Genomic DNA, 26,362 nt, shown 5'->3' on the forward strand with positions numbered 1-26,362 from the left:
ATGAGGAAAGAGGGTTGATGACGAGGGCCATCAACCCAGCGTCTTGGCCATGTTGTAGCCCGTGATGTGAAAACCGATCTCTTCGTAGAGTGCCCTGGCTCTGGGGTTGTCATGGGCGACCCTCAGCTTGATCTGACTGACGCCGAGGCACTTCAACTCGGCCTCCAGCACCGCCATGGCGGCCTTGCCATATCCCAGGCCACGATGGGCCGGGAGTGTGTAGAAGTCATAGATGAAGGTGGTGTGGGCGGCGCTGTCGACACAGTGCCAGAGATAGCCGGCGATGGTTGTCGTCGGTGTGACTGCGCGCCCGACCTTGTCACTCACAGGAGTGATGCAGAGCAGGCTCTGGCCAGGCGTGGCGGCCCCTTGGGGCAGGTGTTGCAGCAAGGAAGCCTCGGCTTGATGGCGGGCATCGGCCAGGGTCAGCCCGTGATTGCTGGCGAGATCTTGGGCGTAGTCGTCGATGAAGTAGTCGCGATAGGCGGGGAAAGCCGCCTCATCCATGGGGATCAGACGAACGATAGGGGTTGGCATCGGAGCCTCGCTCAAGGGAAGGGAGTCGCCACCTTAACCCCGGCGCCGGGAATTAGCCATGGGGTTGGCCGGGCGTGTCGAGTCCGACATGTTCAACAAGAAGAGCGCCCTTGGGCGCTCTTCTTTTAGCAGGAGAGGTTATTTGCCCCCTCTTTCGGGCGAGATCATTTGACCTCTTCACCCTTGGCTTGCAGATCCGCGTGGTAGGAGGAACGCACGAAGGGGCCGCAGGCGGCGTGGCTGAAGCCGAGATCCATGGCGACGTCCTTCAGCTCGTCGAACTCTGCGGGCGGCACGTAGCGCTTCACCGGCAGGTGGTGACGGCTCGGCTGCAGATACTGGCCCAGGGTCAGCATGTTGACGCCGTGCTCACGCAGGTCCTTGAGCACCTGGACTATCTCTTCGTTGGTCTCGCCAAGGCCCATCATGACACCGGACTTGGTCGGCACATGGGGGTGCATCTCCTTGATGCGGCGCAGCAGCTCCAGCGACCACTTGTAGTCGGCACCCGGGCGGGCGACCCGGTACATGCGCGGGGCGGTTTCCAGGTTGTGGTTGAACACGTCCGGCGGGGTCTCGCGGAACACTTCCAGCGCCTGCTCCATCCGGCCGCGGAAGTCCGGGGTCAGGATCTCGATGCGGGTCTGCGGGCTGTGCTCGCGGATCTGCTTGATGCAGTCGGCGAAGTGCTGGGCACCGCCGTCGCGCAGATCGTCGCGGTCTACCGAGGTGATCACCACGTATTTCAGCCCCATCTCCTTGATGGTCAGCGCCAGCTTCTTCGGCTCGTCCGGATCGAGCGCCAGCGGGCGGCCGTGGGCCACGTCGCAGAAGGGGCAGCGACGGGTGCAGATGGCGCCCATGATCATGAAGGTGGCGGTGCCGTGGTTGAAGCACTCCGCCAGGTTGGGGCAGGAGGCCTCCTCACACACCGAGTGCAGCTTGTTCTTGCGCAGGGTGCTCTTGATGTGCTCGATCTTCTGGCTCGACGGCGGCAGCTTGATCCGCATCCAGTCCGGCTTGCGCAGCACTTCCTCGTTGGGATCCGGCATGAATTTCACCGGGATCAGGGCCATCTTGTCGCCATCGCGCAGCTTGACGCCCGGCTCCATACGAACGGGTTTGCTCATGATTCACTCTCGGTGTTTGTTATTGTCTGATTGATAGCCACCAGGGTCCTGTCGGGGCCCTCATGACCACGCAGCATGGGCTTGTTCATGCTGCCTCTTCGGTATTCGTGATGGTCTCATAGCCAATCAGGCTGGCCAGCTCCATCACCAGGATGGATTGTGCCTCTGCCACGCTCTGCGGGCCGCCCAGGGCGCTGGTCTGGGTCATGGCCATGCCCGCATAGCCACACGGATTGATACGCAGGAAGGGGGTCATGTCCATGTTGACGTTCAGCGCCAGCCCGTGGAAGGAGCAGCCCTTGCGGATTCGCAGGCCCAGGGAGGCGAGTTTGGCCTCCATGCCCAGATCGTTCTTCACGTAGACGCCGGGGGCATCGGCCTTGGCATAGGCCTCAATACCGCTCTTCGCCAGGGTATTGATGATGGCGGTTTCCAGGCAGGTCACCAGTTCGCGCACAGAGAGCTTGCTGCGGCGCACGTCCACCAGCACGTAGAGCACCAGCTGGCCGGGACCGTGATAGGTCACCTGGCCGCCGCGATCGCTCTGCACCACCGGAATGTCACCGGGGGCGAGCAGATGCTCGGCCTTGCCGGCCTGGCCCTGGGTGTAGACGGGGTCGTGCTCCACCACCCAGAATTCGTCCGGGGTGTCGCTGGTGCGGTTGTCGGTGAAGGCCTTCATGGCGTCCCACACCGGCTGGTAGGGGCGACGGCCCAACTGTCTGACTAACAGCCGTGGCTGGGCGGGGATCTGTGATGACATCTTTCCTCACTGACGGCGCTTGCGTCGGCAAAACAGAATGGCAAATAATCGCTCGCCCCGATGGCGGGGCGAGAGAGGCGACTCACAGGACGTAGCGAACCAGCTCGATCTTGCCGAGTGCGGTGTACATGGCTTCGATGTGCTCCTTGCTCTGGGCGGTGACCGTCACTCGTACCGAGTGATAGTTGCCCTTGGTGCTGGGCTGAACGGTCGGGCTATAAGTGCCTGGGGCGTGTTGCTGCAACACTTCAACCACTTGATCCGGCAGGGCGGGATCGGCCACGCCAAGCACCTTGAACGGGAACTTGCAGGGGAACTCCAGCAGCTCATCAAACTTGGTATTCATCTCACTCACCTTTAGTGTCGTCATCAAACGACGTCATCTTGCATCTTGTTTGGCCGAGGGGCTCTGGCCGCCAGTCGCGTCAACCATGGGCACGGTTCCACGTTATATGGGCATTGCCCGGCACGGGATCAAGCCCGCCAGGTCGACAAGACGTGGGAATGCTGCTTTTTACCACAAATGGAGCGTCGGCGGAACCTGCAGATTGCAGGGTTATTCACTGCAATTGCACGGTAAAGACAGCAGCGGCGCCTGTTGGCGCCGCTGTTTGGTGATGATAATAGGCCTTGCTTATTTGAACCAGCTGGATACCAGCATCACCAAGTAATCCCACAGACGGCTCATCAGGCCACCTTCCTGCACCTCTTCCAGGGCGACCAGCGGAACCTGCTTGATCTCCTTGTCACCCTGCTTGAGGAACACGGTACCGACACGTTGACCCTTGGCCAGCGGTGCCTTCAGTTCGCTCTCGAGCTGGAAGTCCGCCTTCAGGTTGTTGCCCTGACCACGGGTGACCAGCACGGAGACATCCTGATCGACGCCCAGTTTCACTTCGGACTTGTCGCCCATCCAGATCTTCTGGGTGACCAGCTCGGTACCCGCCTTGTAGGGGGTCAGGCTCTGGAAGAAGCGGAAGCCGTAGGTGAGCAGCTTCTTGCTCTCGGCGGCGCGGGAACCTTCGCTGCTGGCGCCCAGCACCACGGCGATCAGGCGCATGCCCTCGTTGTTGGTGGCGGAGGAGACCAGGTTGTAGCCGACCTGGCTGACGTGGCCGGTCTTGATGCCATCCACTTGCAGGGACTGATCCCACAGCAGGCGGTTGCGGTTGTGCTGGGTGATGCCGTTGAACACGAACGACTTCTGGGAGTAGATCTTGTACTCCTCCGGCAGGTCGCGGATCAGGGCCTGACCCAGACGGGCCATGTCATGGGCAGTACTGTAGTGACCCTCCGCATCCAGACCGTGGGGGTTCATGAAGTGACTGTCGTTCATGCCGAGCTTGGCGGCCCAGGAGTTCATCAGGCTGGCGAAGGAGTCGGTGCTGCCCGCCAGGTGTTCGGCCATGGCGACGCAGGCGTCGTTGCCGGACTGGATGATGATGCCCTTGTTGAGATCATCGACCGAGACCTGCTTGCCCACCTCGATGAACATCTTGGAGGAGTCGGAGTAGTTCTTGGACCAGGCGTTCTGGCTGATGGTCACCATGTCGGTGCGCTTGATGTTCCCCTTCAGCAGCTCCTGGCCGATGATGTAGGAGGTCATCATCTTGGTCAGGCTGGCGGGGGGCAGACGCTCTTCGGCGTTCTGCTCGGCCAGCACCTGACCGGAGTAGTAGTCGATCAGAATATGGGCCTTGGCGGAGATCTCCGGCGCGGCAGGCACCACCATGGGGGCGCTGTTCAGGGTGGGGACCGGCTGGGCAGTCGGCAGAGCCGAATCCGGCGTCGGTACCGGCTGGTTGGCCTGGGCGGTCGCGCTTAGCAGGGAGGCCAGAATAACGGAACGGGCAAATTTGGACATCTTGAAATTCCTGGTGCCTGGATGGGGAGTACCCAAGTTGAAAAAAAGCGGGCTCCACTATACCAGATGTGCCGGTCGGTCATAGTCCGGCGTGCCATCTGGTCTGGTTTTTTATCCATCGATTGTCGACGTCACGCCGGGAAACGACGTGACGCCGAGGGAAAGTGACGGTTCACTCTGTCGACCCTGTCATCAGGGAACGATGAAAGCCTGTTCCAGCCCCCCCTGCCGGATCTGCTCCAGCAGACTGGCCTGTTGATCGGCGGCGACCGGCCCCAGCAAGACCCGGAAAATGGCGTCGTGGGCCACCACCTGGTAGGGCACGCCATAGCGCTGGGTCATCACCTTGCCCATGGCCTCGGCTCTGGGCTGGGAGCCGCTGGCCAGCACCTGGATCATCTTGCCCTGGTCGGTTGCGGCCTTGGGTGTGGAGAGGGTGGTGGTCGCCGTGGTGGCCGCAGCGGGAGCAGCCTTGGCCGGGGCGACTGTGGTCGCAGCTGCTGGCTGGGCTTCACCCAGGAAGGCGGCCTCCTGGGCTACCGGTTGCATGGGCGCCATCGGCGTCATGGGCACCATCTCGACCATCTGATCCGGTTGGTCAGTGATGAGTTCCAGCCGCACCCGGGCCTCGCCGCCATCGACCATCTCCAGCTGTGTGGCTGCAGCCTGGGAGAGATCGATCAGGCGTTCGCTGCCAAAGGGACCGCGATCGTTGACTCGCACTATGGTCTCCAGCCCGTTGTCCAGGTTGGTGACCCGCACATAGCTCGGCAGTGGCAGATTGCGGTGGGCGGCGCTGAACAGGGTGCTGTCCTGCACGTCGCCGTTGGCGGTCTTGTTGCCATCGAGATCCTGAGACAGCCAGCTGGCGGTGCCCTCCTCGCTGTAGTGCTTGATGTCGCGCCACACCTCGAATTTCTGCTTGCCGATCCAGTAGTCACGGTTGCCGCTCTCGCTCAGGGGCTCTGGGCGCGGGATGGCGCCGGTGGCCTGCGGGATCTCGATCACCTGAGGTTTTTCCTGCGGGACGGGTTCGGGCGGCAGCGGCTGTGGCTCCGGCTGGCTGCTACAGGCGGCCAGCAACAAGGTCAGGCTGAGGGTGAGGGGGAGAAGTCTGTGGCTGTAATGCATAAGCGTCCTGGATGGCTTGACTGAGTTGATGCACCGCCATCGCATAGAGGGGGCTGCGGTTATAGCGGGTGATCACATAAAAATTGTGGCGCGCGACCCAGTATTCGGGCCCGTCTGCCTGTTCCAATGCCAGCAGTTTGACCGGCGTGTCCGGTGCCAGCGGGGTGGCGAGCTCGATCCCGGCGGCGGCCAGCTCGGCCCACTGCTGCTTGAGCTCGGGCTCTGGCCTCAGCAGGGTACCCACAGGCGCCAATCCAATCAAGGCGGGCTCCACGACGGATTCCCCCCAGCGCCAGCGGTGCTCGGCGAAGTAGTTGGCCACGCTGCCGATGGCATCTGCCGGGTTGGCAAACAGATCCCGCTTGCCATCCCCGTCAAAATCGACGGCGTAGTGACGGTAACTGGAGGGCATGAACTGCCCCATGCCCATGGCACCGGCATAGGAGCCCTTGAGAGCGGTGAGCGGCCACTTCTCTTCCCGGGCAAGCAGCACCAGCTGGGCGAACTCCTTGGCGAAGAACTCCTCGCGCGCGGGGTAGTGGAACCCCAGGGTGTAGAGGCTGTCGAGCACGGAATGGCGACCCATCTGGCGACCGTAGAAGGTCTCGATGCCGATGATGGCGACGATGAGGGAAGCGGGCACCCGGTAGTGCTGCTCGGCCCTGGTCAGGGTGGCGGCGTGGCGTTGCCAGAAGCCGACCCCGTCCCTGATCCGCTCCGGGGTGACGAATAGCTGCCGGTAGCGATGCCAGGGCTTGGCCTCCCAGGGGCGGGTTATGGTGTCGAGCACCTCCTGGCGCAGTTGGGCCTTTGCGGTGGCTGCCTGCAACTCGGCCAGCGGCACCGAGTGCTGCAGGGCGAGCCGCTCCAGCTGCGGTGGCTCGGGGGCCGCACCGGCCGTCAGTGACACGACCGTCAGCAACCAGCAGGCCAGCCCCCGCCACCCCAGACTCATCAGGCAAGCAGCCTTCTGTGGGTCTGGATGGACATCAGGATGCCGAAGCCCGCCATCAGGGTCACCATTGAGGTGCCGCCATAGCTCACCAGCGGCAGAGGGACCCCCACCACAGGAAGGATGCCGCTCACCATGCCCATGTTGACGAATACATAGACGAAGAAGGTGAGGGTCAGGGCGCCGCCGAGCAGGCGCTCGAAGCTGTTCTGGGCCTGCATGGAGATGAAGAGGCAGCGGCTGATGATGTAGAGGTAGATCACCAGCAGCAGGGCCACGCCCACCAGGCCGAACTCCTCGCTGAACACCGCGAAGATGAAGTCGGTGTGGCGCTCCGGCAAAAATTCCAGCTGGGATTGGGTGCCCTGCAGCCAGCCCTTGCCGAACACGCCGCCTGAGCCGATGGCTATCTTGGACTGGATGATGTGGTAGCCGCGCCCGAGGGGATCTTTCTCCGGGTCCAGCAGCATCAGTACCCGCTGGCGCTGGTAGTCGTGCATCAGGAAGAACCAGAGCACCGGCATAAAGGCGGCGATGAGCAGCACAGCCAGACCAATGAGCCACCAGCTGATCCCCGCCAGGAAGATGACGAAGAAGCCGGAGGCCGCCACCAGGATGGAGGTGCCGAGGTCGGGCTGGGCCGCGATCAGCAGGGTGGGCAGCAGCACCATCACCAGCGCGATCAGCACATGGCTGAACTTGGGGGGCAGGGAGTGCCGGCTGAGCCAGGCGGCCACCATGATGGGCATGGAGAGCTTCATCACCTCGGAGGGTTGGAACTTCATGAAACCGAGGTCCAGCCAGCGTTGTGCCCCCTTGCCGATGTGACCGAACACGTCCACCGCGATGAGCAGCAGCACCACCAGGGTGAACAGGGGCACGGACCAGCGCGCATAGAGGGAGGGGGGCAGCTGGGCCAGGCCGATCATCAGGCCGAAGGCGAGGCCGCCGCGCACCAGTTGGCGCACGATGGAGTCCATATCCTGACCGGAGGCGGAGTAGAGCACCACCATGGAGAGGGTCATCAGCGCCAGCAGGCCGAGCAGTAACGGCAGGTCGATGTGCAGTCGGTACCAGAGGCTCTGTTGGCGGGCGGAGTTACTCATGATGGGAGAAGCCCTCGTGCTGCATGGATGGCCTGGGGAGGCAAGATGCCTTGCAGGCGTGCGGAGTTACTCATTGGGAACGGCCTCGCTCTGATCCGGGCTTTGGGTGGACGGCTTGTCGGGCGCCGGCGGCAGCTGGGGCTCCGGCGGCAGCAGGTAGGCGTCCAGCATGTGGCGGGCGACCGGCGCCCCCATGGCACTGCCGCCACCGGCGTTTTCCAGCACCAGGGCGACCACGGCCTTGGGGGCCTCGAACGGCGCGAAGGCGACGAACAGGGCGTTGTCGCGGTGCTCCACCTTGGTGGTGGCCGCGTTGTAGACCTGGTTCTCTTTCAGGCCCACCACCTGGGCGGTACCGGATTTGCCCGCCGCCTTGTAGGGGGTATTGGCAAAGGCGCGGCGGCCGGTGCCCTCGTGACCGTTGATGACGCGCCACATGCCGTCCTTGGCCACCTGCCAGTAGGTGTCGCTCTTGGCGGCGATGGCCACGTTCGGGTTGATGGGGGCATTGACCACGCCATCCGCCGAGGCAGTGCTCTTGAGCAGGTGTGGCGTCACGTCGTGACCGTTCTGGGTCAGGATGCTGATCGCCTTGGCGAGCTGGATGGGGGTGGAGCTCCAGTAGCCCTGGCCGATACCGATGGAGATGGTGTCCCCCTGATACCAGGGCTGGCGCCAGCGTGCCATCTTCCAGTCGCGGGACGGCATGACCCCCTTGGTCTCTTCATAGAGGTCGACGCCACTGTACTGACCGAAACCGAACTTGGTCATGTAGCTGTGGATCTTGTCGATGCCGACCCGGTAGGCGAGATCGTAGAAGTAGGTGTCCGCCGACACCTCGATGGCGCGATAGACGTCGAGCCAGCCATGACCCCAGCGGCGCCAGTCACGAAACTTCTTGGTGGTGCCCGGGATGGAGAAGCTGGGGCCACCGAAGTAGCGATAGTTGGGGGTGATGGCCCCCTCGTTCAGCCCCATCACCGCCATCATGGGCTTGACGGTGGAGGCGGGGGCGTAGATGCCCTGGGTGGTGCGGTTCACCAGCGGGCGCGCCGGATCATTGAGCAGCGCCGAGTAGTTGGTGTTGGAGATGCCGGTCACGAACAGGTTGGGGTCGTAGCTCGGGCTCGACTCCATGGCCAGGATGGCGCCGGTATTGGGATCCATCATGACGATGGCGCCCCGACGGCCGGCCAGCAGCTCCTGTGCTTTAAGCTGCAGGCGGATGTCGATGTTGAGGTAGATGTCCTTGCCGGGCTCAGGCGGCTGGAACTTGAGGGTGCGCACCACCCGGCCGCGGTTGTTGACCTCGACCTCCTGGTAGCCCGCCACGCCGTGCAGCTGATCCTCGTAGAACTTCTCCACCCCCTGCTTGCCGATGTCCTTGGTGGCGGCATAGTTGGCGAGCTTGTCCTCCTTGTCGAGGCGCTCCACGTCACGGGTGTTGATCTTGGCCACATAGCCCAGCGCATGGGTCAGGGTATCGCCAAACGGGTAGTAGCGCTTGAGATAGGCCTCTATGCTGGCACCCGGGTAGTTGTGCTGGTTGACCGAGAAGAGCGCGACCTGGTACTCGGTCAGCTTCTCGAACAGGGGCACCGGCTTGAAGCGGCGCTGGCGCTTCACCTCGGCCAGGAATCGCTCCTTGGTCCCCTCCGGCAGGGCCAGCAGGGTGATCAGCTCGTCGGCCGTCTTCTCCAGATCCTCGGTCTCTTCCGGCACTATCTCCAGGCTGTAGACGGGGCGGTTCTCCGCCAGCAGCACGCCGTTGGCGTCATAGATGAGGCCCCGTGGCGGTGCCACCGGCACGACCCGGATCCGGTTGTCGTTGGAGCGGGTCTGGTAGGTTTCGTAAGACTCTACCTGCAGGTAGTAGAGATTACCAAGCAGCACCAGCATGAGGACGACCATGCCGATGTAGGCTACCAAGGTGCGCCGGAAGAACAGACGTCCCTCGGCACTGTGATCGCGCATTTCGATGCGATTCTTCAGCATGCCGTTACCTTATGGCTGACGGGGAGCAAGGGCGGGTACCACATGGACTATTCCCTGTGGTACTGGGTGTATGAGGGAGTGATGTGCCAAGGAGTCATGGCTCATTCCCTGTGATACGGATGATTGGTGGTGATGCTCCAGGCGCGATAGAGGCTCTCGGCCACCAGCACCCGCACCAGCGGATGGGGTAGGGTCAGGGGCGACAGGGACCAGCTCTGCTCGGCGGCGGCCTTGCACTCGGGGGAGAGACCTTCCGGCCCGCCTACCAGCAGTGCCACATCCCGACCATCGAGCTTCCAGGCTTCCAGCGACACGGCGAGTTGCTCAGTGGTCCAGGGTTTGCCGGGAATGTCCAGGGTGACGATGCGCGAGCGGCCGGCGGCGGCCAGCATGGCTTCCCCCTCCTTTTGCAGGATGCGGGGAATGTCGGCATTCTTGCCCCGTTTGCCCGCGCCTATCTCGACGAGTTCGAACGGCATGTCTTTCGGGAAACGGCGACGGTACTCTTCGAAGCCATGCTCTACCCAGGCAGGCATCTTGGTGCCCACCGCAATCAACTGGATCTTCATCGTTCGTTACGCTTGCACCCTTATTGCACCTGTACTTGGGCGCCGCCCCAGAGCTTTTCCAGTTGGTAGAAGTCGCGGTACTCATCCTGCATCACATGGACGATGACGGAACCCATGTCCACCAGCACCCACTCACCGGTGAGCTCCCCTTCCACACTCAGCAGGTCGAGCCCGGCATGACGGGCCTCGCTGGCGAGATTGTGGGCGATGGCACTGACGTGGCGATTGGAGTTGCCGGAGCAGACGATCATGGTGTCCGTGATGCTGGATTTGCCGCGTACATCCAGGGTGATGATGTCGCGGCCTTTCATGTCATCGATCTTGTCGACGATAAAGGCGAGCAGTTCTTGGCCTTGCAATGTCTTCTCCTATCTTCCGGCGCCAGAGGGCGGCGGATTATATCATGGTCATTCCCGTTTCCCAGTCTGGCAAAGGGAATGGATCCGGGGCCGCCACTATGGGCAAGGCAGGCCCCTGTTGATCACTATAGTGCGCAACCGGGCGGGACAATAGTCAAGCCTGTACCGGCTGCGCCTCAGGGTGTCGGCTGACAAGCCCGCGTGGCGCCGCTCACCGGCTTGGTGATGGCTGATAGAGCCGGTGCCGCCGGATGTAGTCGGCGACCGGGGCCGGCAGCAGGTACCTGGGGTCCTGCCCCGCCGCCAGCAGAGCCCGCAGCCGGGTGGCCGACAGCTCGATGGGCAGGTTGTCCGCGATCCAGACATGGCCCTGGCGGTGTCGATGCAGATCCTGCACATCCCGGGTCTGGTGGCGGGCCAGCAGGCTGGCCACCTCGCCCGGGTAATCCGGTTGCCAGCCCGGGCGCTTGCTCACCACCAGGTGGGCATGATCGAGCAGCTCCTGCCAGCGATGCCAGCTCGGCAAGCCGAGCAGGGAGTCCATGCCCATCAGGAAACAGACCGGGGTATCCGGCAGCTCCTGCTTGAACTCGATGAGGGTGTCTATGGTCCAGGACGGCTTGTCCCGTTGCAGCTCCCGCTCATCCACCACGAAGCCCGGGTTCTCCGCCGCCGCCAGTGCGACCATGGCGAGCCGCTGCTCGCTGGAGCAGAAGGGGTTGGCGCGATGGGGCGGGATATGATTCGGGAGCAGGCGCACCTCGGCCAGGCCCAGGGCGTCGCGTGCCTCTATGGCGGGCCTCAGATGACCGATGTGGATGGGGTCGAAGGTGCCGCCCAGGATGCCGATGGGGGCCTTCAGCATGAGGCTCTCCCAGTCAGATCATGGAGGGGAGCCAAAGGGCCAGCCTTGCGTTCAACCGGGGCGCTCAGCATGGTTCCACCTCCAGCAGAGGCAGCGGCGCGCCATCGCGAAAACCCAGGGCTATGGTCTGCAACATCAGCCAGGCCTGCTCGGTGTCGAACCGGCGCTGGGCGTCATCGAGCCGGGCCATCAGCTGCCACAGCTGCTGTATCTTGCCAACGGGTAGCCGGGTCAGGGCCTGCTGAATGAGTTGCTGGCGGCTCTGCCAGATGCGCAACCGGCTGAAGTGTTCCACCAGCGGCTGACCGGCGCGGGCGGCCAGGGCCAGCTCGGTGAGCTGCTCCAGCTCCCGGCACAGGGTCCAGGCCAGCATGCCGGGCTCGGTGCCTTCGGCTCGCAGCGCCAGCAGGATACGCTGAGCCCGGTTCACCTTGCCCTCCAGCAGGGTATCGACCAGCTGGAACGGGGTGAAGTGGGCGTGGCGTATGATGGTCTCTTGCAGATAGGCGACGCTGATGGGCTGGGGCGGGCCGAGCAGGGTCAGCTTCTCTATCTCCTGGCTCGCGGCCAGCAGGTTGCCCTCAAAGGCGTGACACATGAAGTTGACTGCATCCGGCAACGCCTTGAGGCCGAAGCGTTGAAATCTCGCGCTCATCCAGCGCGGGAAGAAACGGGGCTCGGGGTGATTGACCGGCACATAGGTACCGCTCTGGCTCAGCTTGTCGAACCAGGCTGCCTTCATCTGGGTCTGGTTGAGACGCCCCCCCGAGAGCACCAGCAGCAGGTCGGGATGAAGCTGCTTGCCGATCTCTGTGATGCGGGCGGCCAGATCCTTGTCGACCTTGGCGGGCAGCTCCAGCTCGATGATCTGGCGGGCCGAGAAGAGACTCATGGCCTGGCAGGCGTCATAGACCTGGTTCCAGTCCAGCCCGGCTTCCACCACGAAGCTGTGGCGTTCATCGAAACCTTGCTTGCGGGCCACCTGACGCACGGCGTCGATGGCCTCGAGCTTGAGCAGCGGCTCGTCACCAAAAACGAGATAGCAGGGCTTGAGCCCTGCCTTGAGATGATCTGCGAACTGCTCGGGATAGACTCTCATCAACACACTCTCATCAAGATACGCGCATCAGAACTTGACCTGGCTCAGCTGGCGGATCACCAGGTTCGCGGCCTGCTCCTGCATCTCCTTGCCAAGCTGCTCCTGCTCGCGGGAGGAGGCCAGCGCCGCATCCGGCTTGTTCAGGAAGCTGCGGTTGAAGGTGATGGGGAAGACCTGGGTCGGCTTGCCCGGCATGGAGACGGTGAACTGGGTGCTGTAACCCAGCAGGTACTCGCGGTCCTGGCCGATGGAGTCAACGGAGGCGACCTGGCTGCTGCTGCGTACCCCGGACAGGGTCAGTACCGGAATGCCCTCCTTGTCTGCCAGGGTCACCCCGGAGGCCTTGAGGCGGGTGGTCACCAGCCGATAAAAGTCGCTCTTGTTGTCACCGACCACCTTCATGGTCATCAGCTCGGGGGGGATGGCGGTTCCCCGCATCTGAAAACCGCAGGCCTGCAGCAGCAGGCCCGTCAGCATGATGGCAATCCAGCGAGTGAGGGACATGCCCATGTGAATTCCTCTTTGCATCAAGTGAAGAACGGCGGGCGCTTGCCCGCCGTCATACGTCCGTTCAGACCCCCCGCTCCTTCCCATGGGGAGGGAACGGGGGCGGTCATCCTCAGTTTGCGACTATGTTGAGCAGCTTGCCCGGTACATAGACGACCTTGCGCACTGTCAGGCCTTCGGTGAACTTCTGCACCGAGGCATCGGCCATGGCCAGCTTCTCGACGTCGGCCTGGCTTATCTCGGCCGGGACGGTCAGCTTGCCGCGCATCTTGCCGTTGATCTGCACCACCACCAGCTTCTCGGTCTCGACCATGGCGGCTTCATCGGCCACCGGCCAGCCGGTCACGTCTATGTCCCCTTCCTTGCCCAGCATCTTCCACAGCTCGAAACCGATGTGCGGGGTGATGGGGTAGAGCATGACGACGACGGCTTCCAGCGCTTCCTGCATCAGGGCGCGGTCCTGCTCGTCAGAGCCCAGCTTGGCCAGGTTGTTCATCAGCTCCATGATGGCGGCGATGGCGGTGTTGAAGGTCTGACGGCGACCCACGTCATCGCTCACCTTGGCGATGGTTTTGTGCAGTTCACGGCGTACCGCTTTCTGCTCGTTGGTGAGGGCAGCCAGATCCAGCGCGGCAACGGCGCCGCCGGAGACATGCTCGAAGGTGGTGCGCCACAGGCGACGCAGGAAGCGCTGGGCGCCCTCTACGCCGGAGTCGGACCACTCCAGGGTCATGTCGGCCGGGGAGGCGAACATCATGAACAGGCGGACGGTATCGGCGCCGTAACGCTCTACCATCAGCTGCGGATCGATGCCGTTGTTCTTGGACTTGGACATCTTGGTCATGCCGGAGTGGATCACCTCGCGGCCCTCAAGATCGACGGCCTTGGTGATGCGGCCCTTGTCGTCGCGCTCTACCTTGACCTCGGTCGGGCTGACCCAGACGTTGCCGCCTTTCTCGTCCTTGTAGTAGAAGGCGTCTGCCAGCACCATGCCCTGGCAGAGCAGGCGCTTGAACGGCTCGTCGCTGTTGACCAGGCCAGCGTCACGCAGCAGCTTGTGGAAGAAGCGGGCGTAGAGCAGGTGCATACAGGCGTGCTCGATACCGCCGATGTACTGATCCACCGGCAGCCAGTGGTTGGCAGCAGCCGGGTCCAGCATGCCCTTGTCGTAGTCCGGGGAGCAGTAGCGGGCGTAGTACCAGGATGACTCCATAAAGGTGTCGAAGGTATCGGTCTCGCGGAACGCTTCCTGACCGTTGTAGGTGGTCTTGGCCCACTCGGCGTCGGCCTTGATCGGGCTCTGGATGCCATCCATCACCACATCTTCCGGCAACAGCACCGGCAGTTGATCTTCCGGCGTCGGCACCACAGTGCCATCAGCCAGGGTCAGCATCGGGATGGGAGCACCCCAGTAACGTTGACGGGAAACGCCCCAGTCACGCAGACGGAAATTGACGGTGCGCTTGCCGTGGCCGAGGGCTTCCAGCTTGCTGGCGATGGCATCAAACGCGCCCTGGAAGTCGAGACCGTCGAACTCGCCGGAGTTGAACAGTACGCCCTTCTCGGTGTAGGCGGCCGTGCTCACGTCCACCTCGCCATCGGCCGGCTTGATCACCGCCTTGATGTCGAGGCCATATTTGGTGGCGAATTCGAAGTCGCGCTGGTCGTGGCCCGGTACCGCCATCACGGCGCCGGTACCGTAGTTCATCAGCACGAAGTTGGCGACCCAGACCGGCACCTTGCGGCCATCCAGCGGGTGAATGGCATAGAGGCCGGTGGCCATGCCCTTCTTCTCCATGGTCGCCATGTCAGCCTCGGCGACCTTGGTGTGCTTGCACTCCTCGATGAAGGCGGCCAGCTCGGGATTAGTCGCGGCAGCCTGGGCGGCCAGCGGGTGACCGGCGGCTATGCCCACATAGGTCACGCCCATGAAGGTGTCCGGGCGGGTGGTGTAGACCTCCAGCTGCTCGTCCTGACCCTCGATAGCGAAGCTGATGTTGACCCCTTCGGAGCGACCAATCCAGTTGCGCTGCATGGTCTTGACCATCTCCGGCCAGCCTTCGAGGTTGTCGATGTCGTTCAGCAGCTCTTCGGCGTAGTCGGTGATCTTGATGAACCACTGGGGGATCTCTTTCTGCTCCACCGGGGTGTCGCAGCGCCAGCAGCAGTTGTCGATCACCTGCTCGTTGGCCAGCACCGTCATGTCGTTCGGACACCAGTTGACGGAGGAGGTCTTCTTGTAGACCAGACCCTTCTCGTAGAGCTTGGTGAAGAACCACTGCTCCCAGCGATAGTAGTCCGGCTTGCAGGTGGCAAGCTCTCTGTCCCAGTCATAGCCCAGACCCAGCATCTTCAGCTGGTTCTTCATGTATTCGATGTTTTCGTAGGTCCAGGGTGCCGGCGCAGTGGCGTTCTTGATGGCGGCGTTTTCCGCCGGCAGACCGAAGGCGTCCCAGCCGATCGGTTGCAGCACATTCTTGCCGTTGAGCCGTTGATAACGGGAGATCACATCACCTATGGTGTAGTTACGCACGTGCCCCATGTGTAGACGACCAGACGGATAAGGGAACATGGAGAGGCAGTAGAACTTTTCCTTGTCTACTTTCTCCACGGCCTTGAAGGTTTTCTTGGCATCCCAGTGCTTTTGCACTGCTGGTTCTATGGATTGGGGAACGTATTGCTCTTGCATTGGTGACATCCGGATCTGTGAAATGAATAGATAAAACGGCTGGGAAATCCCGATAGAATACCCATATCCTGCGGCGGCAACAACCGCCAGCATCCGCCCAGTCTCTGGCCCGACCCGGGCAGCATCGAGGTTTCGCGGAGCAGCAAGGGTGACAGAGGGCGGCAACCACCGCCAGCACGGCTCAGTCTCTGGCTCAGGCCGGGCACGATCAGGGTTCAGCAGAGGAGTAATGGCCATGGACAAACGTCGACAAGGGTATGAAGCCTTCATCGCCCAGCTCAAGAAGCAGTGGGAGGAGACCGAGGAGTTTCAGGGAGAACGCCTCAACCGGATGATCGCCAAGGTACAGGCCTATCTGGAGGCGGCCGGCGATCTGACCCAGGACGAGCTGGCGCTGATCGCAGAATATGTGAAGCGGGATCTCGGCAACTATGACGAGAGCCGCGCCGAGGTGCCCGAGTCCGCCTTCATGCTGGCGTTAAAGGACACCGTCTGGTCCTGGCTGGCGGACGTGACCGACCGTGCCCAGGTGGAGTGGAGTGAGCTGGCGGACGAGCTGGAACACAAGGGGGTCTATCGGGCGGGCGACTGGGTGGGGCTGGGGGTGCTGGTGTGCGATCACTGCGAGTGGCGCCAGACTGTGCTGCACCCGCAGCAGCTCGGTACCTGTCCGGAGTGCGGGGCCGATGAGTATCACCGTGAGCCGCTCTCGCCCTGAGAATCTGCCCACGCTCTTGCTGCGAGGCCGTGATCAAGGCTCATGTGCTGCTCGCTTATGTGAAACCGAGGGCTCACGTATGTTTATACGCTCCGGTTCCTGCGCTGCTCTTTACCTTGCTGACGACCTCTCGTGACAGAGCGTGAACAGGTTCTGAGCGGGTATCAGACTGAACAGAAGAGAGGCGCCCTTGGGCGCCTCTCTGATTTATCGGGTTGTACGACTGGGTCAGCCCTTGCGCGCCCAGGGGTGGGCGCGGGGGCGCAGCACCAGCGCCAGGCCGAGCAGCAGGGCGGCCAGCGCATACATGGGCCAGCTACCAAAGCGCAGGTAGGGGGTCTGGCCGTGGGCGGGACGCACTTCTGCGCGCAGCACTCCTGCCTCGAACTGCGGGATCTGGGCGATGATGCTGCCGTCTATCTCGGTGACTATGGTGATGCCGGTGTTGGTGTCGCGCAGCAGCGGGCGAGCCAGCTCGAGGGCGCGCATCCGGGCGATCTCCATGTGCTGCCAGGGGCCGATGCTGGTGCCGAACCAGGCGTCGTTGGAGACGGTCAGCAGGAAGTCGGTGTCCGGCTGCACGTTGCGGCGCACCTCGTCCGGGAAGATGATCTCGTAGCAGATGGCGGCGGCGAACTTGAGCCCCTTGGCGATCAGGTTCGGCTGCACTTCGTTACCCCGACTGAAGGAGGACATGGGCAGGTTGAAGAAGGGGGCGATGGGACGCAGCAGATCTTCAAAGGGCACGAACTCGCCGATGGGCAGCAGGTGGTACTTGTAGTAACGGTTCTTGTGCTCATAGTGATAGGACTCCTTGCCGTCCAAATCCTGCACCCCCATGCCGAGCACTGTATTGAAGAAGCGCTGCTGCTTCAGATCGTAATGAATGATCCCCGCCAGCAGGCCGGTGTCATTCACCTTCATCGCCTTGTCCAGGCTCTCCAGATAGGTGCCCATCTCCTTCTCGATGGCCGGGATCGCCGATTCCGGCCAGATGATGATGTCGGCGTCCTGATTCTCGCGGCTGAGATCCTGATAGGTGCGTACCGTGGGGATCAGGGCCTCCGGATCCCATTTGAGGGACTGGGCGATATTGCCCTGCACCAGGGCCACCTTGACCGGTTCGCCCCGGGTCACCCAGTTGAGCTGCATCAGCCCCTGGGCGGCGCCGACCAGCACGACCGGCAGCAGCAGCCAGGCCGGTTTGCGGCTTTGCCAGGTGAGCCAGAGGGCGGAGGTGGTGAGCAGCAGGGCGAGCGTGATGCCCTGTACCCCGAGGATGGGGGCGAAGCCCTTGAGGGGGCCGTCAATCTGGGTGTAGCCAAACCAGAGCCAGGGATAGCCGGTCATGACGGCACCCCGCAGCCAATCGGCCATCAGCCAGAGCGCCGGGAAGGCGAGCAGCCAGCGGCTCCAGTGGCGACCGCCAAAGAAGCGGGCGAAGACCCAGCAGGCCAGGGTCGGATAGAGCGACAGATAGGCGCAGAGGCCGGCCAGCAGCACGAAGGCAGCGGGCAGCGGGATGCCGCCAAACTCCGTCATGCTGACATGGATCCACCATTGTCCCGGCAAGAACAGTCCCATGGCATAGCCGAAGCCGCGCCATGCCGCCTGCCTGGGGTTGGCCTTGTCCAGCAGGGCATAGAGGCCGAGCAGGGAGAGGATCACCAGAGGCCAGTAGCCGAAAGGGGAGAAGGCCAGCACGGCGATGGCGCCAGAGGCCAGGGCGAACAGGCTTGTCAGAAGTTTCGATTTCACGGGGGATCGGGGCTCGAATTGGGCTGAATGAATGTGGAATGGCCGACATCTTAACCGCAAACCGCGCCAACGGCGAGCCTCCCGGCCAGCCGGATGTCGAAGGGGGGCGCAGCAGGGGAATGGGAAGGCGCAGGGGCGGCAGAATGACAAACGCCCCTGAAAGCAGGGGCGTTGATTGACTGTGCGGGGAGGGCGGGATCAGGACTCCGGCTGGGCCGCCGCGTGATTCTCCGGGATCTTCACCTGCAGCTGCTGCAGGCGACGACGGTCCGCATGCATCACCTTGAACAGGTAGCCGTCCAGCTCTATCTCCTCGCCCTTCTTGGGCAGGTGGCTGAAGGCGTGCATCACCAGGCCGCCTACCGTATCCACCTCTTCATCGCTGAACTGGGTGCCGAAGAAGTCGTTGAAATCCTCGATCTCGGTGAGTGCGCTGACGGAGAAGACCCGCTTGCTGATGCGGCGGATCTCTTCCGGCTCATCCTCGATGTCGTCAAACTCGTCGTCAATCTCGCCAACGATCAGTTCCAGTATGTCTTCTATGGTCACCAGACCCGAGACGCCGCCGAACTCGTCTACCACGATGGCCATGTGGTAGCGCTCTTCGCGGAACTCCTTGAGCAGGCGATCGACCCGCTTGCTCTCCGGCACGATCACAGTGGGGCGCAGGATCTTCTCGAGCTGCAGCGGCTCGCTGGCGTGATGGCCGCCAAAGCCGAATGGCAGCAGATCCTTGGCGAGCAAGATGCCCTCCACATGATCCTTGTCTTCGTTGATCACCGGGAAGCGGGAGTGGCCGGATTCGATGATGACGGGCAGGAAGTCGTCCACAGGCTGGGACTTCTCGATGGTCACCATCTGGGAGCGGGGGATCATGATGTCACGCACGCGCAGCTCGGCAATTTCGAGCACGCCTTCGATCATGTCCTTGGTGTCCTGATCGATGAGGTCACGTTCTTCCGCATCGGCGATGACTTCTACCAGATCATTGCGGTCTTTTGGCTCGCCCTGGAAGAGTTGGCTGAGCTTGTCGAGCCAGGTTTTCTTCGGCGAGCCGGTACTAGGGTGATCGTCGGTCATTTTCTCTCTTGGTTACTCGTGTGAACATTCGGGATGTTGTCTTGCCGATATAAGGATGGCGGCTGTCTGTTTCAAGACGGTGACCTCTTTACCGGCCTGTCACTCTTCTACGTCGTCGAGGTAGGGATCCGCAAAGCCGAGTTCCTGCATGATGTCGCGCTCGAGCTGCTCCATCTCCTCGGCCTCCTCGTCCTCGATATGGTCATAACCTAGCAGATGCAGACTGCCGTGCACAACCATGTGAGCCCAGTGGGCCATGAGGGGCTTGCCCTGTTCGATGGCCTCGGCCTCGACCACCTGACGACAGATCACCAGATCCCCGAGCAGGGGCAGTTCCATGCCGGGGGGAGCCTCGAACGGGAAGGAGAGCACGTTGGTGGGCTTGTCCTTGCCACGATAGGTGTGGTTGAGCTCGCGGCTCTCCGCCTCGTCCACCAGCCGCACCGTCACCTCGGCCTCGTCCTGGAAACCCAGGATGGTGCCATCGAGCCAGCCTTGCAGCTGGGCTTCGGTCGGCAGGCCGTCGGTGCTGGCACAGGCCAGCTGCAGATCCAGGGTCACGCTCATTGGGCACTCTCTTTGCTGGTGTTCTCGTTGCGGGTGTTGGGGGCGCTCTTGTCGGCCGCCTGCTGGGCATCGAACGCCTCGTAGGCCTGCACTATGCGGGCGACGACGGGGTGGCGCACCACGTCCTTGGATTCGAAGAAGTTGAACGACAGGCCATCGACCCCCTGCAGCACTTCCAGCGCGTGGCGCAGGCCGGATTTGGTGCTGCGCGGCAGATCCACCTGGGTGATGTCGCCGGTGACCACCGCCTTGGAGTTGAAGCCGATACGGGTCAGGAACATCTTCATCTGCTCCGTGGTGGTGTTCTGGGCCTCGTCCAGGATGATGAAGGCGTCATTGAGGGTGCGGCCGCGCATATAGGCGAGCGGTGCCACCTCGATGATGTTGCGCTCCATCAGCTTCTCGACGCGCTCGAAGCCCAGCATCTCGAACAGGGCGTCATAGAGGGGGCGCAGGTAGGGATCCACCTTCTGGGAGAGATCCCCGGGCAGGAAGCCGAGTTTCTCACCGGCTTCCACCGCCGGGCGGGTCAGCAGGATACGGCGGATCTCCTGGCGCTCCAGTGCATCCACGGCGGCGGCTACGGCGAGATAGGTCTTGCCGGTACCGGCCGGGCCAATGCCGAAGCTGATGTCGTGGCGCACTATGTTGGCGATGTACTGGGCCTGGTTCGGGCTCCTCGGCTTGATGAGGCCGCGCTTGGTCTTGACCGTCACCTCCTTGCCATAGGGCTGGCTCGGCGCCTCGTCGTCCTGCTCCAACACCCGGGATTCCTGCACCGTCAGGTGCACCATCTCGGGGGTGATGTCATTCACCTTGCCGCCCCTGAGCGGCTGGGTCTCCACATAGAGGTGCTTGAGGATGACGGCCGCCGCATCTATCTGTGCCTGCTTGCCGAGCACCTGAAAGTGGTTGTCACGGTAGCTGATCTCGATGCCGAGACGGCGCTCCAGCTGCTTGAGGTTGTCGTCAAAGGGGCCGCACAGGCTGGCGAGACGCAGGTTGTCGGCGGGTTCCAGGTGCAGGTTCAGGGTCGAGATGTGTCGGCTCAAGGTGTCCTCGTATCGGTTGTTCCCCCCGCCCTCGGGAGGGGGGAGGAAATTAATGGGGTCTGAAGGCCGCCACCCCGAGATCATCGGGGACGTTGTCCGGGCGGCGAGCCAGGATTTCGCTCGGCGCGGTGGCGATGCGCAGATTCATCTCATCCTCGCCGCGGATGAAGCGGCCACGCAGGGAGTAGGGGCGCACGTCGGTGATCTCAACATCGGCGAAGCCGCCGATGAGACGGTGCGGCCCCTCGAAGTTGACCACCCGGTTATTCTCGGTGCGGCCACTGAGCTGCATGGGATCCATCTTGGAGGGGCCCTCCACCAGGATGCGCTGTACCGAGCCAAGCATGGCGCGGCCGATGAGCATGGACTGGTGATTGATCTGATTCTGCAGCCGGGTCAGGCGGGCCTTCTTCACCTCCATGTCGACGTCGTCCGGCAGGTCTGCGGCCGGGGTGCCGGGGCGGGGGCTGTAGATGAAGCTGAAGCTCATGTCGTAGTTGATCTCTTCGATAAGCTTCATGGTGGCCTCGAAGTCCTCGTCCGTCTCGTTCGGGAAGCCGACGATGAAGTCCGAGCTCATGGTGATGTCGGGACGGACGGCGCGCAGGCGGCGGATCTTGGACTTGTACTCCAGCACGGTATGGGGGCGCTTCATCATGGTCAGGATGCGATCAGAGCCGCTCTGCACCGGTAGGTGCAGGAAGCTGACCACTTCCGGCGTGTCCTTGTAGACCTCGATGATGTCGTCGGTAAATTCGATGGGATGGCTGGTGGTGTAGCGGATGCGGTCGATGCCGTCGATGGCGGCCACCAGGCGCAGCAGCTCGGCGAAGGTGCAGTCATTGCCATCGAAGGTCGGGCCGCGGTAGGCGTTGACGTTCTGGCCGAGCAGGTTCACCTCGCGCACACCCTGCTGGGCGAGCTGGGCGATTTCGTAGAGCACATCGTCGAGCGGTCGGCTCACCTCCTCGCCACGGGTGTAGGGCACCACGCAGAAGGAGCAGTATTTGGAGCAGCCTTCCATGATGGAGACGAAGGCAGTGACCCCCTCGGCGCGGGGCTCCGGCAGGTTGTCGAACTTCTCGATCTCCGGGAAGGCGATGTCCACCTGGGCGCCGCGCCCCTCCTGGACCTGCTTGATCATGGCGGGCAGGCGGTGCAGGGTCTGGGGTCCGAAGACGATGTCCACATAGGGCGCCCGGCTGCGCAGGGCTTCCCCTTCCTGGGAGGCGACACAGCCACCCACCCCGATCACCAGTTCCGGTTTCTTCAGCTTGAGCTTCTTCCAGCGACCGAGCTGGTGGAACACCTTCTCCTGGGCCTTTTCACGAATGGAGCAGGTGTTGAGCAGCAGGACGTCTGCCTCCTCGGGCTCTTCGGTCAGCGTGTAGCCATTGCTGGCGTCCAACAGGTCGGCCATCTTGGACGAGTCGTACTCGTTCATCTGGCAGCCCCAGGTCTTGATATGAAGTTTCTTGCTCATTGCTACTCTTGACTGTGTTTAAGATCGGCAGGGTCAAAGGACCGGCCATTTTACTCCGCAATCCCGGTGCTGACCAGTCTGGGGCCGCGCCGCCGCCATATGGCCTGGCCCGTCGTGGCAATTGCCCGCCTGACGCACTGTTTATCCGGTCTCCTTGCGTTATCATGCCCCATTCGGTTCGCCCCTCTCTCCTTGTTCGGGGCGACCCCTTGCAGGAATCAAGTTATGGAACAGTGTGATATCGCCATCGTCGGCGCAGGCATGGTGGGCGCCGCCACCGCCTGCCTGCTGGCGGCAGAGGGTCTCAACGTGCGGGTCATCGAGACCCGGTTGCCGGAGCATTACGCCCCGGATCAACCGCTGGATCTGCGGGTCTCCGCCATCAGCCAGGCCTCGGTGGCACTGCTGGACAAGGCCGGTGCCTGGTCGCACCTGCAGCAGATGCGGCTGTGCCCCTACCGCCGGCTGGAGACCTGGGAGCTGGACGGCTTTGCCACCCGCTTCGACGCGGCGGATCTGGGGCTGCCCCAGCTCGGCTACATCATAGAGAACCGACTGGTGCAGCTCGCCCTGCTCAAGCGCATGGAGGATTTCCCCAACATCCAGACCCACACCCCGGCGGCTGTGGCGCGGCTGCAGCAAGGTGCCGAGCACGCCAGCCTGCTGCTCGATGACGGTACCGAGTTGCAGGCGCGCTGGGTGCTGGCCTGCGACGGCGCCGAGTCGCTCACCCGCCGTCTCGCCGGGATCGGGGTGTCACGCTTCGAGTACCGCCAGCACTGCATGCTGATCAATATCGACACCGAGTTCGAGCAGGAAGACATCACCTGGCAGCAGTTCACCCCGCAGGGCCCGCGCGCCTTCCTGCCGCTGCCCGGCCGGCACGGCTCCCTGGTGTGGTATGACAGCCCGGCCCGCATCCGGGCCCTGGCCGCCATGAACAACGAGGCCCTGGCCGCGGAGGTGCACCGCCATTTCCCGGCTAGGCTCGGCGGCTTCCAGGTGACTGGCAAGGGCAGCTTCCCCCTGGTGCGCCGCCACGCCAACCACTACCACGCCGGACGGGTGGTGCTGCTCGGCGACGCCGCCCACACCATCAACCCGCTGGCGGGGCAGGGGGTCAACCTCGGCTTCAAGGATGTGGCCTGCTGGACCGAGCTGCTGGGCAAGGCGGGGGCTGACTGGCACGACATCACCCTGGCTAGCCGCTACGAGCGCCGTCGGCGCCCCGACAACCTGCTGATGCAGTCGGGGATGGATCTCTTCTACGGAGTGTTCAGCAACGACATAGGGCCGCTGCGTCTGACCCGCAATCTGGCCCTGACCCTGGCGGACAAGGCGGGGCCGCTCAAGGAGATGGCGCTGCGCTACGCCCTGGGGCTGGTATAAAAGCTCCCCTGACCGGAAAGCGATGACGGTATCTGATGTCTGCTCGTCGACGCATCAGGCCGGCACGGGGTTGATTTCAATGCCCTGTTGAAACCCTGTAGTTTTGGGGCAACATGGTCAAAACAGTGCTGGCCACAAGGATGAGGACATGCGACATCAGGGCAGGATCGCGAGCTGGAACCCGCAGCGCGGCTTCGGTTTTATCAAGCAGGATCAGGGCGGAGCCGATCTCTTCGTGCACATCACCGCCCTGCAATTCGATGGCAGGCTGCCGGAGGTGGGAGAGAGGGTCTCCTATCAGGTCGGGAGCGGCAAGGATGACAAGCCCTGCGCCGTGCAGGTGTTCTTCCCCGACCGCCCCCTCTCGCTGGCAGACGGGCTGAGACCATCCATCGAGTCCCCCATGCCGGATCGCGGGAACAGGGCCGATGTGAACATGAGGGCACCACAACCCGCCATGCCCAGAGCCCGCGTGCATCACGCCCCTCGCCGCAAGGGCAACTGGCGTGGCAAGCTTGTCCCCCTGCTGGTGCTGGCGGGACTGTTCTTCCTCTATTCCCGCTTCTCGGCGGAGTTTGTCTCCCCTCCAGCAGCACCCACTTTCAGTCAGGAGGAGACCAGTACCTCGTACGGCAAGGCGCAGGCGTCCTCTTTTGTCCGTCAGTGCGACGGTCGTCAGCACTGCTCCCAGATGACCTCCTGCGAAGAGGCGACCTGGTTCTTGCAATATTGCCCCAATACCAAGATGGATGGAGAGGGGGATGGCATTCCCTGTGAAGATCAGTTGTGTGGCCATTGAGCCAGCCTTGCTGCTTTCCATTTCCCTGTTTGGGCAGCACTCCTGTCAGAGGTTATTCCCCTCCGGGTGCATGGCCCTGACCAGGGTCAGGAAACGATCCCGAATGGGATCCGCAAAGTCGGGGTTCCACACCAGGCTTATCTCCCACTCGGACCAGGGGCCGGACAGGGGATAGAGGGTCACGTCCTTGCCCGCGATGAAGCCGACGCTGCAGGGCAGTATGGCGTTGCCTATGCCGGCGGCCACCAGGGCCACCAGGGTCTGGATGTCCTCCGCCTCCTGGATCATGCCGGTCAGCCGGTTGGCGCCGAGGAAGCGGGCGATCTGCTGGCTGAGGCCGGGGCAGCGGTGGCCCACCATCTGCAGCAACGGCTGCGTGGTCAGCGCCCGCTCCACGTCGAACGCAGCCGGATCCGGCCCCGTCATCTGGCTTGGCACGGCCAGTACCAGCCGGTCGGTCAGCAACCTGTGTTCCTTCAGCTGTGGCGCTTGCGGCCTTCGCATGAAGCCTATCTGCAGCCGCCCCGCCAGCAGCAGATCGTGCTGGACGGCGGAGGTCATGTCCTGCAGATGCACCATTACATCCGGGGCCTGCTGCTTGAAGCGGGCCACCAGAGAGGGGGCCAGGGCGAAGCTCGACAGCCCGAACCCTATCTTGAGGCGCCCGGCGGCGCCACTCGCCAGCGCCACAGCGTGCTGCTCGAATCCCTTGCCGTGTTCCACCAGGGCGCGGGCCTGGGGCAGCAACTGGGTGCCGATGGCGGCCAGCTCGGCGCCGTGGCGGCCCCGGTTGAACAGAGTGCTGCCGAGCGCCAGTTCCAGCCCCTGGATCTGCTTGGTCAGCGCCGGTTGCGTGATGAAGAGCCGACTGGCGGCCTCCCGGTAGTTGGCGGTCTCGGCCAACATGACGAAGGCCTGCAACTGTCTTAAGTCGAATTTCATTCCATTTGGTTATCCAATGTGGCGATTTATTGATTATAAATTATCTAACTCCCTTGTTCTAATGGTCTCGAAACGGGCCTTTGGCCCTCTGACCAGCCACAAGGAGTCATGTCATGTCGAGTGAACGCTATCTGTTCTTGATCAAGGGAAGCCTGGTAATGGCCCAGCCACTGGCGGCGCCGGAGACGGGTGAGCTTCTGACCAGCCTGTTGCAGCAGGGGTTTGCCGTCGGGCCTCTGCCGGTGTGGGCGAGCAATACCGAGCAGGCGCTTGCTTGTTATGAGCAGTCGGCCCAGCGGCAGGCCTTCGTCGACGTGCTGGCGGGGAGAACCGCATGACCGTGCTCACCCTGAGGGCCGAGGCCCTGTTACTGGACATGGACGGCACCCTGGTGCACTCCACCACAGAGGTGGAGACCGTCTGGCGGCTCTGGTGCCAGAGCCATCGGCTGGATCCCGAGCCTGTGCTGGCCATGTGCCATGGGGTGCGCTCGCGGGAGGTGATACGCGCGCTGGCGCCACAGCTGGATCTGGCCCGGGAGGTGGCCCTGCTCGACGAGCTGGAGATCCGGCATGCGGGAGTGGCCGAGCCGATCGCCGGGGCCCGCACCCTGCTTGGGGCCTTGTCGCCGGCGCGCTGGGCGCTGGTGACCTCCGCGAGCCAGCGGGTGGCGCGGCACCGCCTGGCCAGTGCCGGGTTGCCGTTGCCGAGACTATTGATCGGGGCAGAAGATGTGGTGCGAGGCAAGCCGGATCCCGAGCCTTATCTGCTTGCCGCACGCCGGCTTGGCCTTGCTCCCGCCGACTGCCTGGTGTTCGAGGATGCCCCTGCGGGGATATGCAGCGCCCTGCAGGCTGGCTGTCAGGTAGTGCAGATAGGGGGCGACAAACGGCTCGATGGCGGGGTCAGGGCACGGCTGGAGGACTGGCGGCAGATCCGCCTGACCGAGGACGAGGCTGGCCTGCAGCTTTGCATGGCGAACCTGCTGCCGGACTGAGGCCGGCCTCC

Annotated in this window: 26 protein-coding genes; 5 read left to right on the forward strand and 21 right to left on the reverse strand. The window is 63.2% G+C overall.

What is annotated here, in order from left to right:
- Positions 1–30: 30 nt before the first annotated feature.
- The 15 genes from ACB039_RS06110 to leuS form a co-directional block, all read right to left on the reverse strand.
- Positions 31–537 (reverse strand): GNAT family N-acetyltransferase, encoded by a 507-nt coding sequence (locus tag ACB039_RS06110; protein ID WP_371165302.1) that lies wholly within the window; start codon positions 535–537, stop codon positions 31–33.
- A gap of 164 nt (positions 538–701) precedes the next feature.
- Positions 702–1,667, reverse strand: a complete 966-nt coding sequence (gene lipA, locus ACB039_RS06115) for a lipoyl synthase (protein WP_371165303.1) — start codon at positions 1,665–1,667, stop codon at positions 702–704.
- 85 nt (positions 1,668–1,752) lie between these two features.
- A complete protein-coding gene (gene lipB, locus ACB039_RS06120; protein ID WP_043129089.1) occupies positions 1,753–2,430 on the reverse strand; it encodes a lipoyl(octanoyl) transferase LipB in 678 nt (225 codons plus the stop codon).
- A gap of 82 nt (positions 2,431–2,512) precedes the next feature.
- Positions 2,513–2,776 (reverse strand): DUF493 family protein YbeD, encoded by a 264-nt coding sequence (gene ybeD / locus ACB039_RS06125; RefSeq protein WP_005329804.1) that lies wholly within the window; start codon positions 2,774–2,776, stop codon positions 2,513–2,515.
- 288 nt (positions 2,777–3,064) lie between these two features.
- Complete coding sequence (locus ACB039_RS06130) at positions 3,065–4,294, reverse strand: D-alanyl-D-alanine carboxypeptidase family protein (RefSeq protein WP_042649625.1); 1,230 nt, start codon at positions 4,292–4,294, stop codon at positions 3,065–3,067.
- A gap of 192 nt (positions 4,295–4,486) precedes the next feature.
- Positions 4,487–5,425, reverse strand: a complete 939-nt coding sequence (locus tag ACB039_RS06135; RefSeq protein ID WP_041205228.1) for a septal ring lytic transglycosylase RlpA family protein — start codon at positions 5,423–5,425, stop codon at positions 4,487–4,489.
- The gene (gene mltB, locus ACB039_RS06140) at positions 5,361–6,380 is read right to left on the reverse strand and encodes a lytic murein transglycosylase B (RefSeq protein WP_005329810.1); all 1,020 of its coding nucleotides are present in this window, start codon (positions 6,378–6,380) and stop codon (positions 5,361–5,363) included. Before mltB ends, ACB039_RS06135 begins: the two co-directional genes overlap by 65 nt.
- Positions 6,380–7,483 (reverse strand): rod shape-determining protein RodA, encoded by a 1,104-nt coding sequence (rodA, locus tag ACB039_RS06145; RefSeq protein ID WP_005329812.1) that lies wholly within the window; start codon positions 7,481–7,483, stop codon positions 6,380–6,382. The genes mltB and rodA overlap by 1 nt, the downstream gene beginning before the upstream one ends.
- A 66-nt stretch (positions 7,484–7,549) precedes the next feature.
- Positions 7,550–9,478: a penicillin-binding protein 2 gene (gene mrdA / locus ACB039_RS06150; RefSeq protein WP_005329814.1), complete on the reverse strand. Its 1,929-nt coding sequence runs from the start codon at positions 9,476–9,478 to the stop codon at positions 7,550–7,552.
- A gap of 101 nt (positions 9,479–9,579) precedes the next feature.
- Positions 9,580–10,047, reverse strand: coding sequence for a 23S rRNA (pseudouridine(1915)-N(3))-methyltransferase RlmH (rlmH, locus tag ACB039_RS06155; RefSeq protein WP_005329815.1), 468 nt, complete (start codon positions 10,045–10,047; stop codon positions 9,580–9,582).
- Positions 10,048–10,067: 20 nt separating this feature from the next.
- Positions 10,068–10,406: a ribosome silencing factor gene (rsfS, locus tag ACB039_RS06160; protein WP_005329818.1), complete on the reverse strand. Its 339-nt coding sequence runs from the start codon at positions 10,404–10,406 to the stop codon at positions 10,068–10,070.
- A gap of 211 nt (positions 10,407–10,617) precedes the next feature.
- Positions 10,618–11,271 carry a nicotinate-nucleotide adenylyltransferase gene (gene nadD / locus ACB039_RS06165; protein ID WP_005329819.1) on the reverse strand — a complete coding sequence of 218 codons (654 nt, stop codon included), beginning with the start codon at positions 11,269–11,271 and terminating at the stop codon, positions 10,618–10,620.
- A gap of 64 nt (positions 11,272–11,335) precedes the next feature.
- Positions 11,336–12,370, reverse strand: a complete 1,035-nt coding sequence (holA, locus tag ACB039_RS06170) for a DNA polymerase III subunit delta (RefSeq protein WP_041205226.1) — start codon at positions 12,368–12,370, stop codon at positions 11,336–11,338.
- A 27-nt stretch (positions 12,371–12,397) separates the two neighbouring features.
- On the reverse strand, positions 12,398–12,880 hold the full coding sequence (lptE, locus tag ACB039_RS06175) for an LPS assembly lipoprotein LptE (protein WP_041205225.1): 483 nt from the start codon (positions 12,878–12,880) through the stop codon (positions 12,398–12,400).
- 109 nt (positions 12,881–12,989) lie between these two features.
- On the reverse strand, positions 12,990–15,566 hold the full coding sequence (gene leuS / locus ACB039_RS06180; RefSeq protein ID WP_371165304.1) for a leucine--tRNA ligase: 2,577 nt from the start codon (positions 15,564–15,566) through the stop codon (positions 12,990–12,992).
- Positions 15,567–15,801: 235 nt separating this feature from the next.
- Here leuS and ACB039_RS06185 point away from each other — a divergent pair, with 235 nt between their 5' ends.
- Entirely contained in the window at positions 15,802–16,284 is a 483-nt protein-coding gene (locus ACB039_RS06185; protein WP_042649638.1) for a hypothetical protein, read from the forward strand.
- A 228-nt stretch (positions 16,285–16,512) separates the two neighbouring features.
- Here the strand turns inward: ACB039_RS06185 and lnt are convergent, their stop codons facing one another.
- The 5 genes from lnt to miaB all read right to left on the reverse strand — a co-directional run bounded on the left by lnt (position 16,513) and on the right by miaB (position 22,224).
- A complete protein-coding gene (gene lnt, locus ACB039_RS06190) occupies positions 16,513–18,042 on the reverse strand; it encodes an apolipoprotein N-acyltransferase (RefSeq protein ID WP_371165305.1) in 1,530 nt (509 codons plus the stop codon).
- Between the two features lie 198 nt (positions 18,043–18,240).
- Positions 18,241–19,122, reverse strand: a complete 882-nt coding sequence (gene corC / locus ACB039_RS06195) for a CNNM family magnesium/cobalt transport protein CorC (protein ID WP_005329827.1) — start codon at positions 19,120–19,122, stop codon at positions 18,241–18,243.
- A 99-nt stretch (positions 19,123–19,221) separates the two neighbouring features.
- A complete protein-coding gene (ybeY, locus tag ACB039_RS06200; protein WP_371165306.1) occupies positions 19,222–19,689 on the reverse strand; it encodes an rRNA maturation RNase YbeY in 468 nt (155 codons plus the stop codon).
- Positions 19,686–20,741, reverse strand: a complete 1,056-nt coding sequence (locus tag ACB039_RS06205) for a PhoH family protein (RefSeq protein ID WP_005329829.1) — start codon at positions 20,739–20,741, stop codon at positions 19,686–19,688. The genes ybeY and ACB039_RS06205 overlap by 4 nt, the downstream gene beginning before the upstream one ends.
- A gap of 49 nt (positions 20,742–20,790) precedes the next feature.
- On the reverse strand, positions 20,791–22,224 hold the full coding sequence (gene miaB / locus ACB039_RS06210; RefSeq protein ID WP_005329830.1) for a tRNA (N6-isopentenyl adenosine(37)-C2)-methylthiotransferase MiaB: 1,434 nt from the start codon (positions 22,222–22,224) through the stop codon (positions 20,791–20,793).
- Positions 22,225–22,449: 225 nt separating this feature from the next.
- Between miaB and ACB039_RS06215 the strand changes: the two genes are divergently transcribed.
- Positions 22,450–23,613 carry an FAD-dependent monooxygenase gene (locus ACB039_RS06215; protein ID WP_005329831.1) on the forward strand — a complete coding sequence of 388 codons (1,164 nt, stop codon included), beginning with the start codon at positions 22,450–22,452 and terminating at the stop codon, positions 23,611–23,613.
- A gap of 148 nt (positions 23,614–23,761) precedes the next feature.
- A complete protein-coding gene (locus ACB039_RS06220; RefSeq protein WP_371165307.1) occupies positions 23,762–24,412 on the forward strand; it encodes a cold shock domain-containing protein in 651 nt (216 codons plus the stop codon).
- Between the two features lie 45 nt (positions 24,413–24,457).
- Here the strand turns inward: ACB039_RS06220 and ACB039_RS06225 are convergent, their stop codons facing one another.
- On the reverse strand, positions 24,458–25,354 hold the full coding sequence (locus tag ACB039_RS06225; RefSeq protein WP_371165308.1) for a LysR family transcriptional regulator: 897 nt from the start codon (positions 25,352–25,354) through the stop codon (positions 24,458–24,460).
- Positions 25,355–25,467: 113 nt separating this feature from the next.
- Here ACB039_RS06225 and ACB039_RS06230 point away from each other — a divergent pair, with 113 nt between their 5' ends.
- Positions 25,468–25,692: a hypothetical protein gene (locus ACB039_RS06230; protein ID WP_025326108.1), complete on the forward strand. Its 225-nt coding sequence runs from the start codon at positions 25,468–25,470 to the stop codon at positions 25,690–25,692.
- Positions 25,689–26,351, forward strand: coding sequence for an HAD-IA family hydrolase (locus tag ACB039_RS06235; protein ID WP_371165309.1), 663 nt, complete (start codon positions 25,689–25,691; stop codon positions 26,349–26,351). Before ACB039_RS06230 ends, ACB039_RS06235 begins: the two co-directional genes overlap by 4 nt.
- The last annotated feature ends 11 nt before the right edge of the window (positions 26,352–26,362 follow it).

Source organism: Aeromonas sp. S2(2024) (assembly GCF_041402505.1).
Classification (GTDB): Bacteria; Pseudomonadota; Gammaproteobacteria; order Enterobacterales; family Aeromonadaceae; genus Aeromonas; species Aeromonas media.

Coding starts and splice junctions, on each gene's coding strand:
- ACB039_RS06110 (WP_371165302.1), bottom strand. CDS start 537: ATGCCAACCCCTATCGTTCGTCTGATCCCCATGGATGAGGCGGCTTTC.
- lipA (WP_371165303.1), bottom strand. CDS start 1,667: ATGAGCAAACCCGTTCGTATGGAGCCGGGCGTCAAGCTGCGCGATGGC.
- lipB (WP_043129089.1), bottom strand. CDS start 2,430: ATGTCATCACAGATCCCCGCCCAGCCACGGCTGTTAGTCAGACAGTTG.
- ybeD (WP_005329804.1), bottom strand. CDS start 2,776: ATGAATACCAAGTTTGATGAGCTGCTGGAGTTCCCCTGCAAGTTCCCG.
- ACB039_RS06130 (WP_042649625.1), bottom strand. CDS start 4,294: ATGTCCAAATTTGCCCGTTCCGTTATTCTGGCCTCCCTGCTAAGCGCG.
- ACB039_RS06135 (WP_041205228.1), bottom strand. CDS start 5,425: ATGCATTACAGCCACAGACTTCTCCCCCTCACCCTCAGCCTGACCTTG.
- mltB (WP_005329810.1), bottom strand. CDS start 6,380: ATGAGTCTGGGGTGGCGGGGGCTGGCCTGCTGGTTGCTGACGGTCGTG.
- rodA (WP_005329812.1), bottom strand. CDS start 7,483: ATGAGTAACTCCGCCCGCCAACAGAGCCTCTGGTACCGACTGCACATC.
- mrdA (WP_005329814.1), bottom strand. CDS start 9,478: ATGCTGAAGAATCGCATCGAAATGCGCGATCACAGTGCCGAGGGACGT.
- rlmH (WP_005329815.1), bottom strand. CDS start 10,047: ATGAAGATCCAGTTGATTGCGGTGGGCACCAAGATGCCTGCCTGGGTA.
- nadD (WP_005329819.1), bottom strand. CDS start 11,271: ATGCTGAAGGCCCCCATCGGCATCCTGGGCGGCACCTTCGACCCCATC.
- holA (WP_041205226.1), bottom strand. CDS start 12,370: ATGAGAGTCTATCCCGAGCAGTTCGCAGATCATCTCAAGGCAGGGCTC.
- lptE (WP_041205225.1), bottom strand. CDS start 12,880: ATGGGCATGTCCCTCACTCGCTGGATTGCCATCATGCTGACGGGCCTG.
- leuS (WP_371165304.1), bottom strand. CDS start 15,566: ATGCAAGAGCAATACGTTCCCCAATCCATAGAACCAGCAGTGCAAAAG.
- ACB039_RS06185 (WP_042649638.1), top strand. CDS start 15,802: ATGGACAAACGTCGACAAGGGTATGAAGCCTTCATCGCCCAGCTCAAG.
- corC (WP_005329827.1), bottom strand. CDS start 19,122: ATGACCGACGATCACCCTAGTACCGGCTCGCCGAAGAAAACCTGGCTC.
- ybeY (WP_371165306.1), bottom strand. CDS start 19,689: ATGAGCGTGACCCTGGATCTGCAGCTGGCCTGTGCCAGCACCGACGGC.
- miaB (WP_005329830.1), bottom strand. CDS start 22,224: ATGAGCAAGAAACTTCATATCAAGACCTGGGGCTGCCAGATGAACGAG.
- ACB039_RS06215 (WP_005329831.1), top strand. CDS start 22,450: ATGGAACAGTGTGATATCGCCATCGTCGGCGCAGGCATGGTGGGCGCC.
- ACB039_RS06220 (WP_371165307.1), top strand. CDS start 23,762: ATGCGACATCAGGGCAGGATCGCGAGCTGGAACCCGCAGCGCGGCTTC.
- ACB039_RS06225 (WP_371165308.1), bottom strand. CDS start 25,354: ATGAAATTCGACTTAAGACAGTTGCAGGCCTTCGTCATGTTGGCCGAG.
- ACB039_RS06230 (WP_025326108.1), top strand. CDS start 25,468: ATGTCGAGTGAACGCTATCTGTTCTTGATCAAGGGAAGCCTGGTAATG.
- ACB039_RS06235 (WP_371165309.1), top strand. CDS start 25,689: ATGACCGTGCTCACCCTGAGGGCCGAGGCCCTGTTACTGGACATGGAC.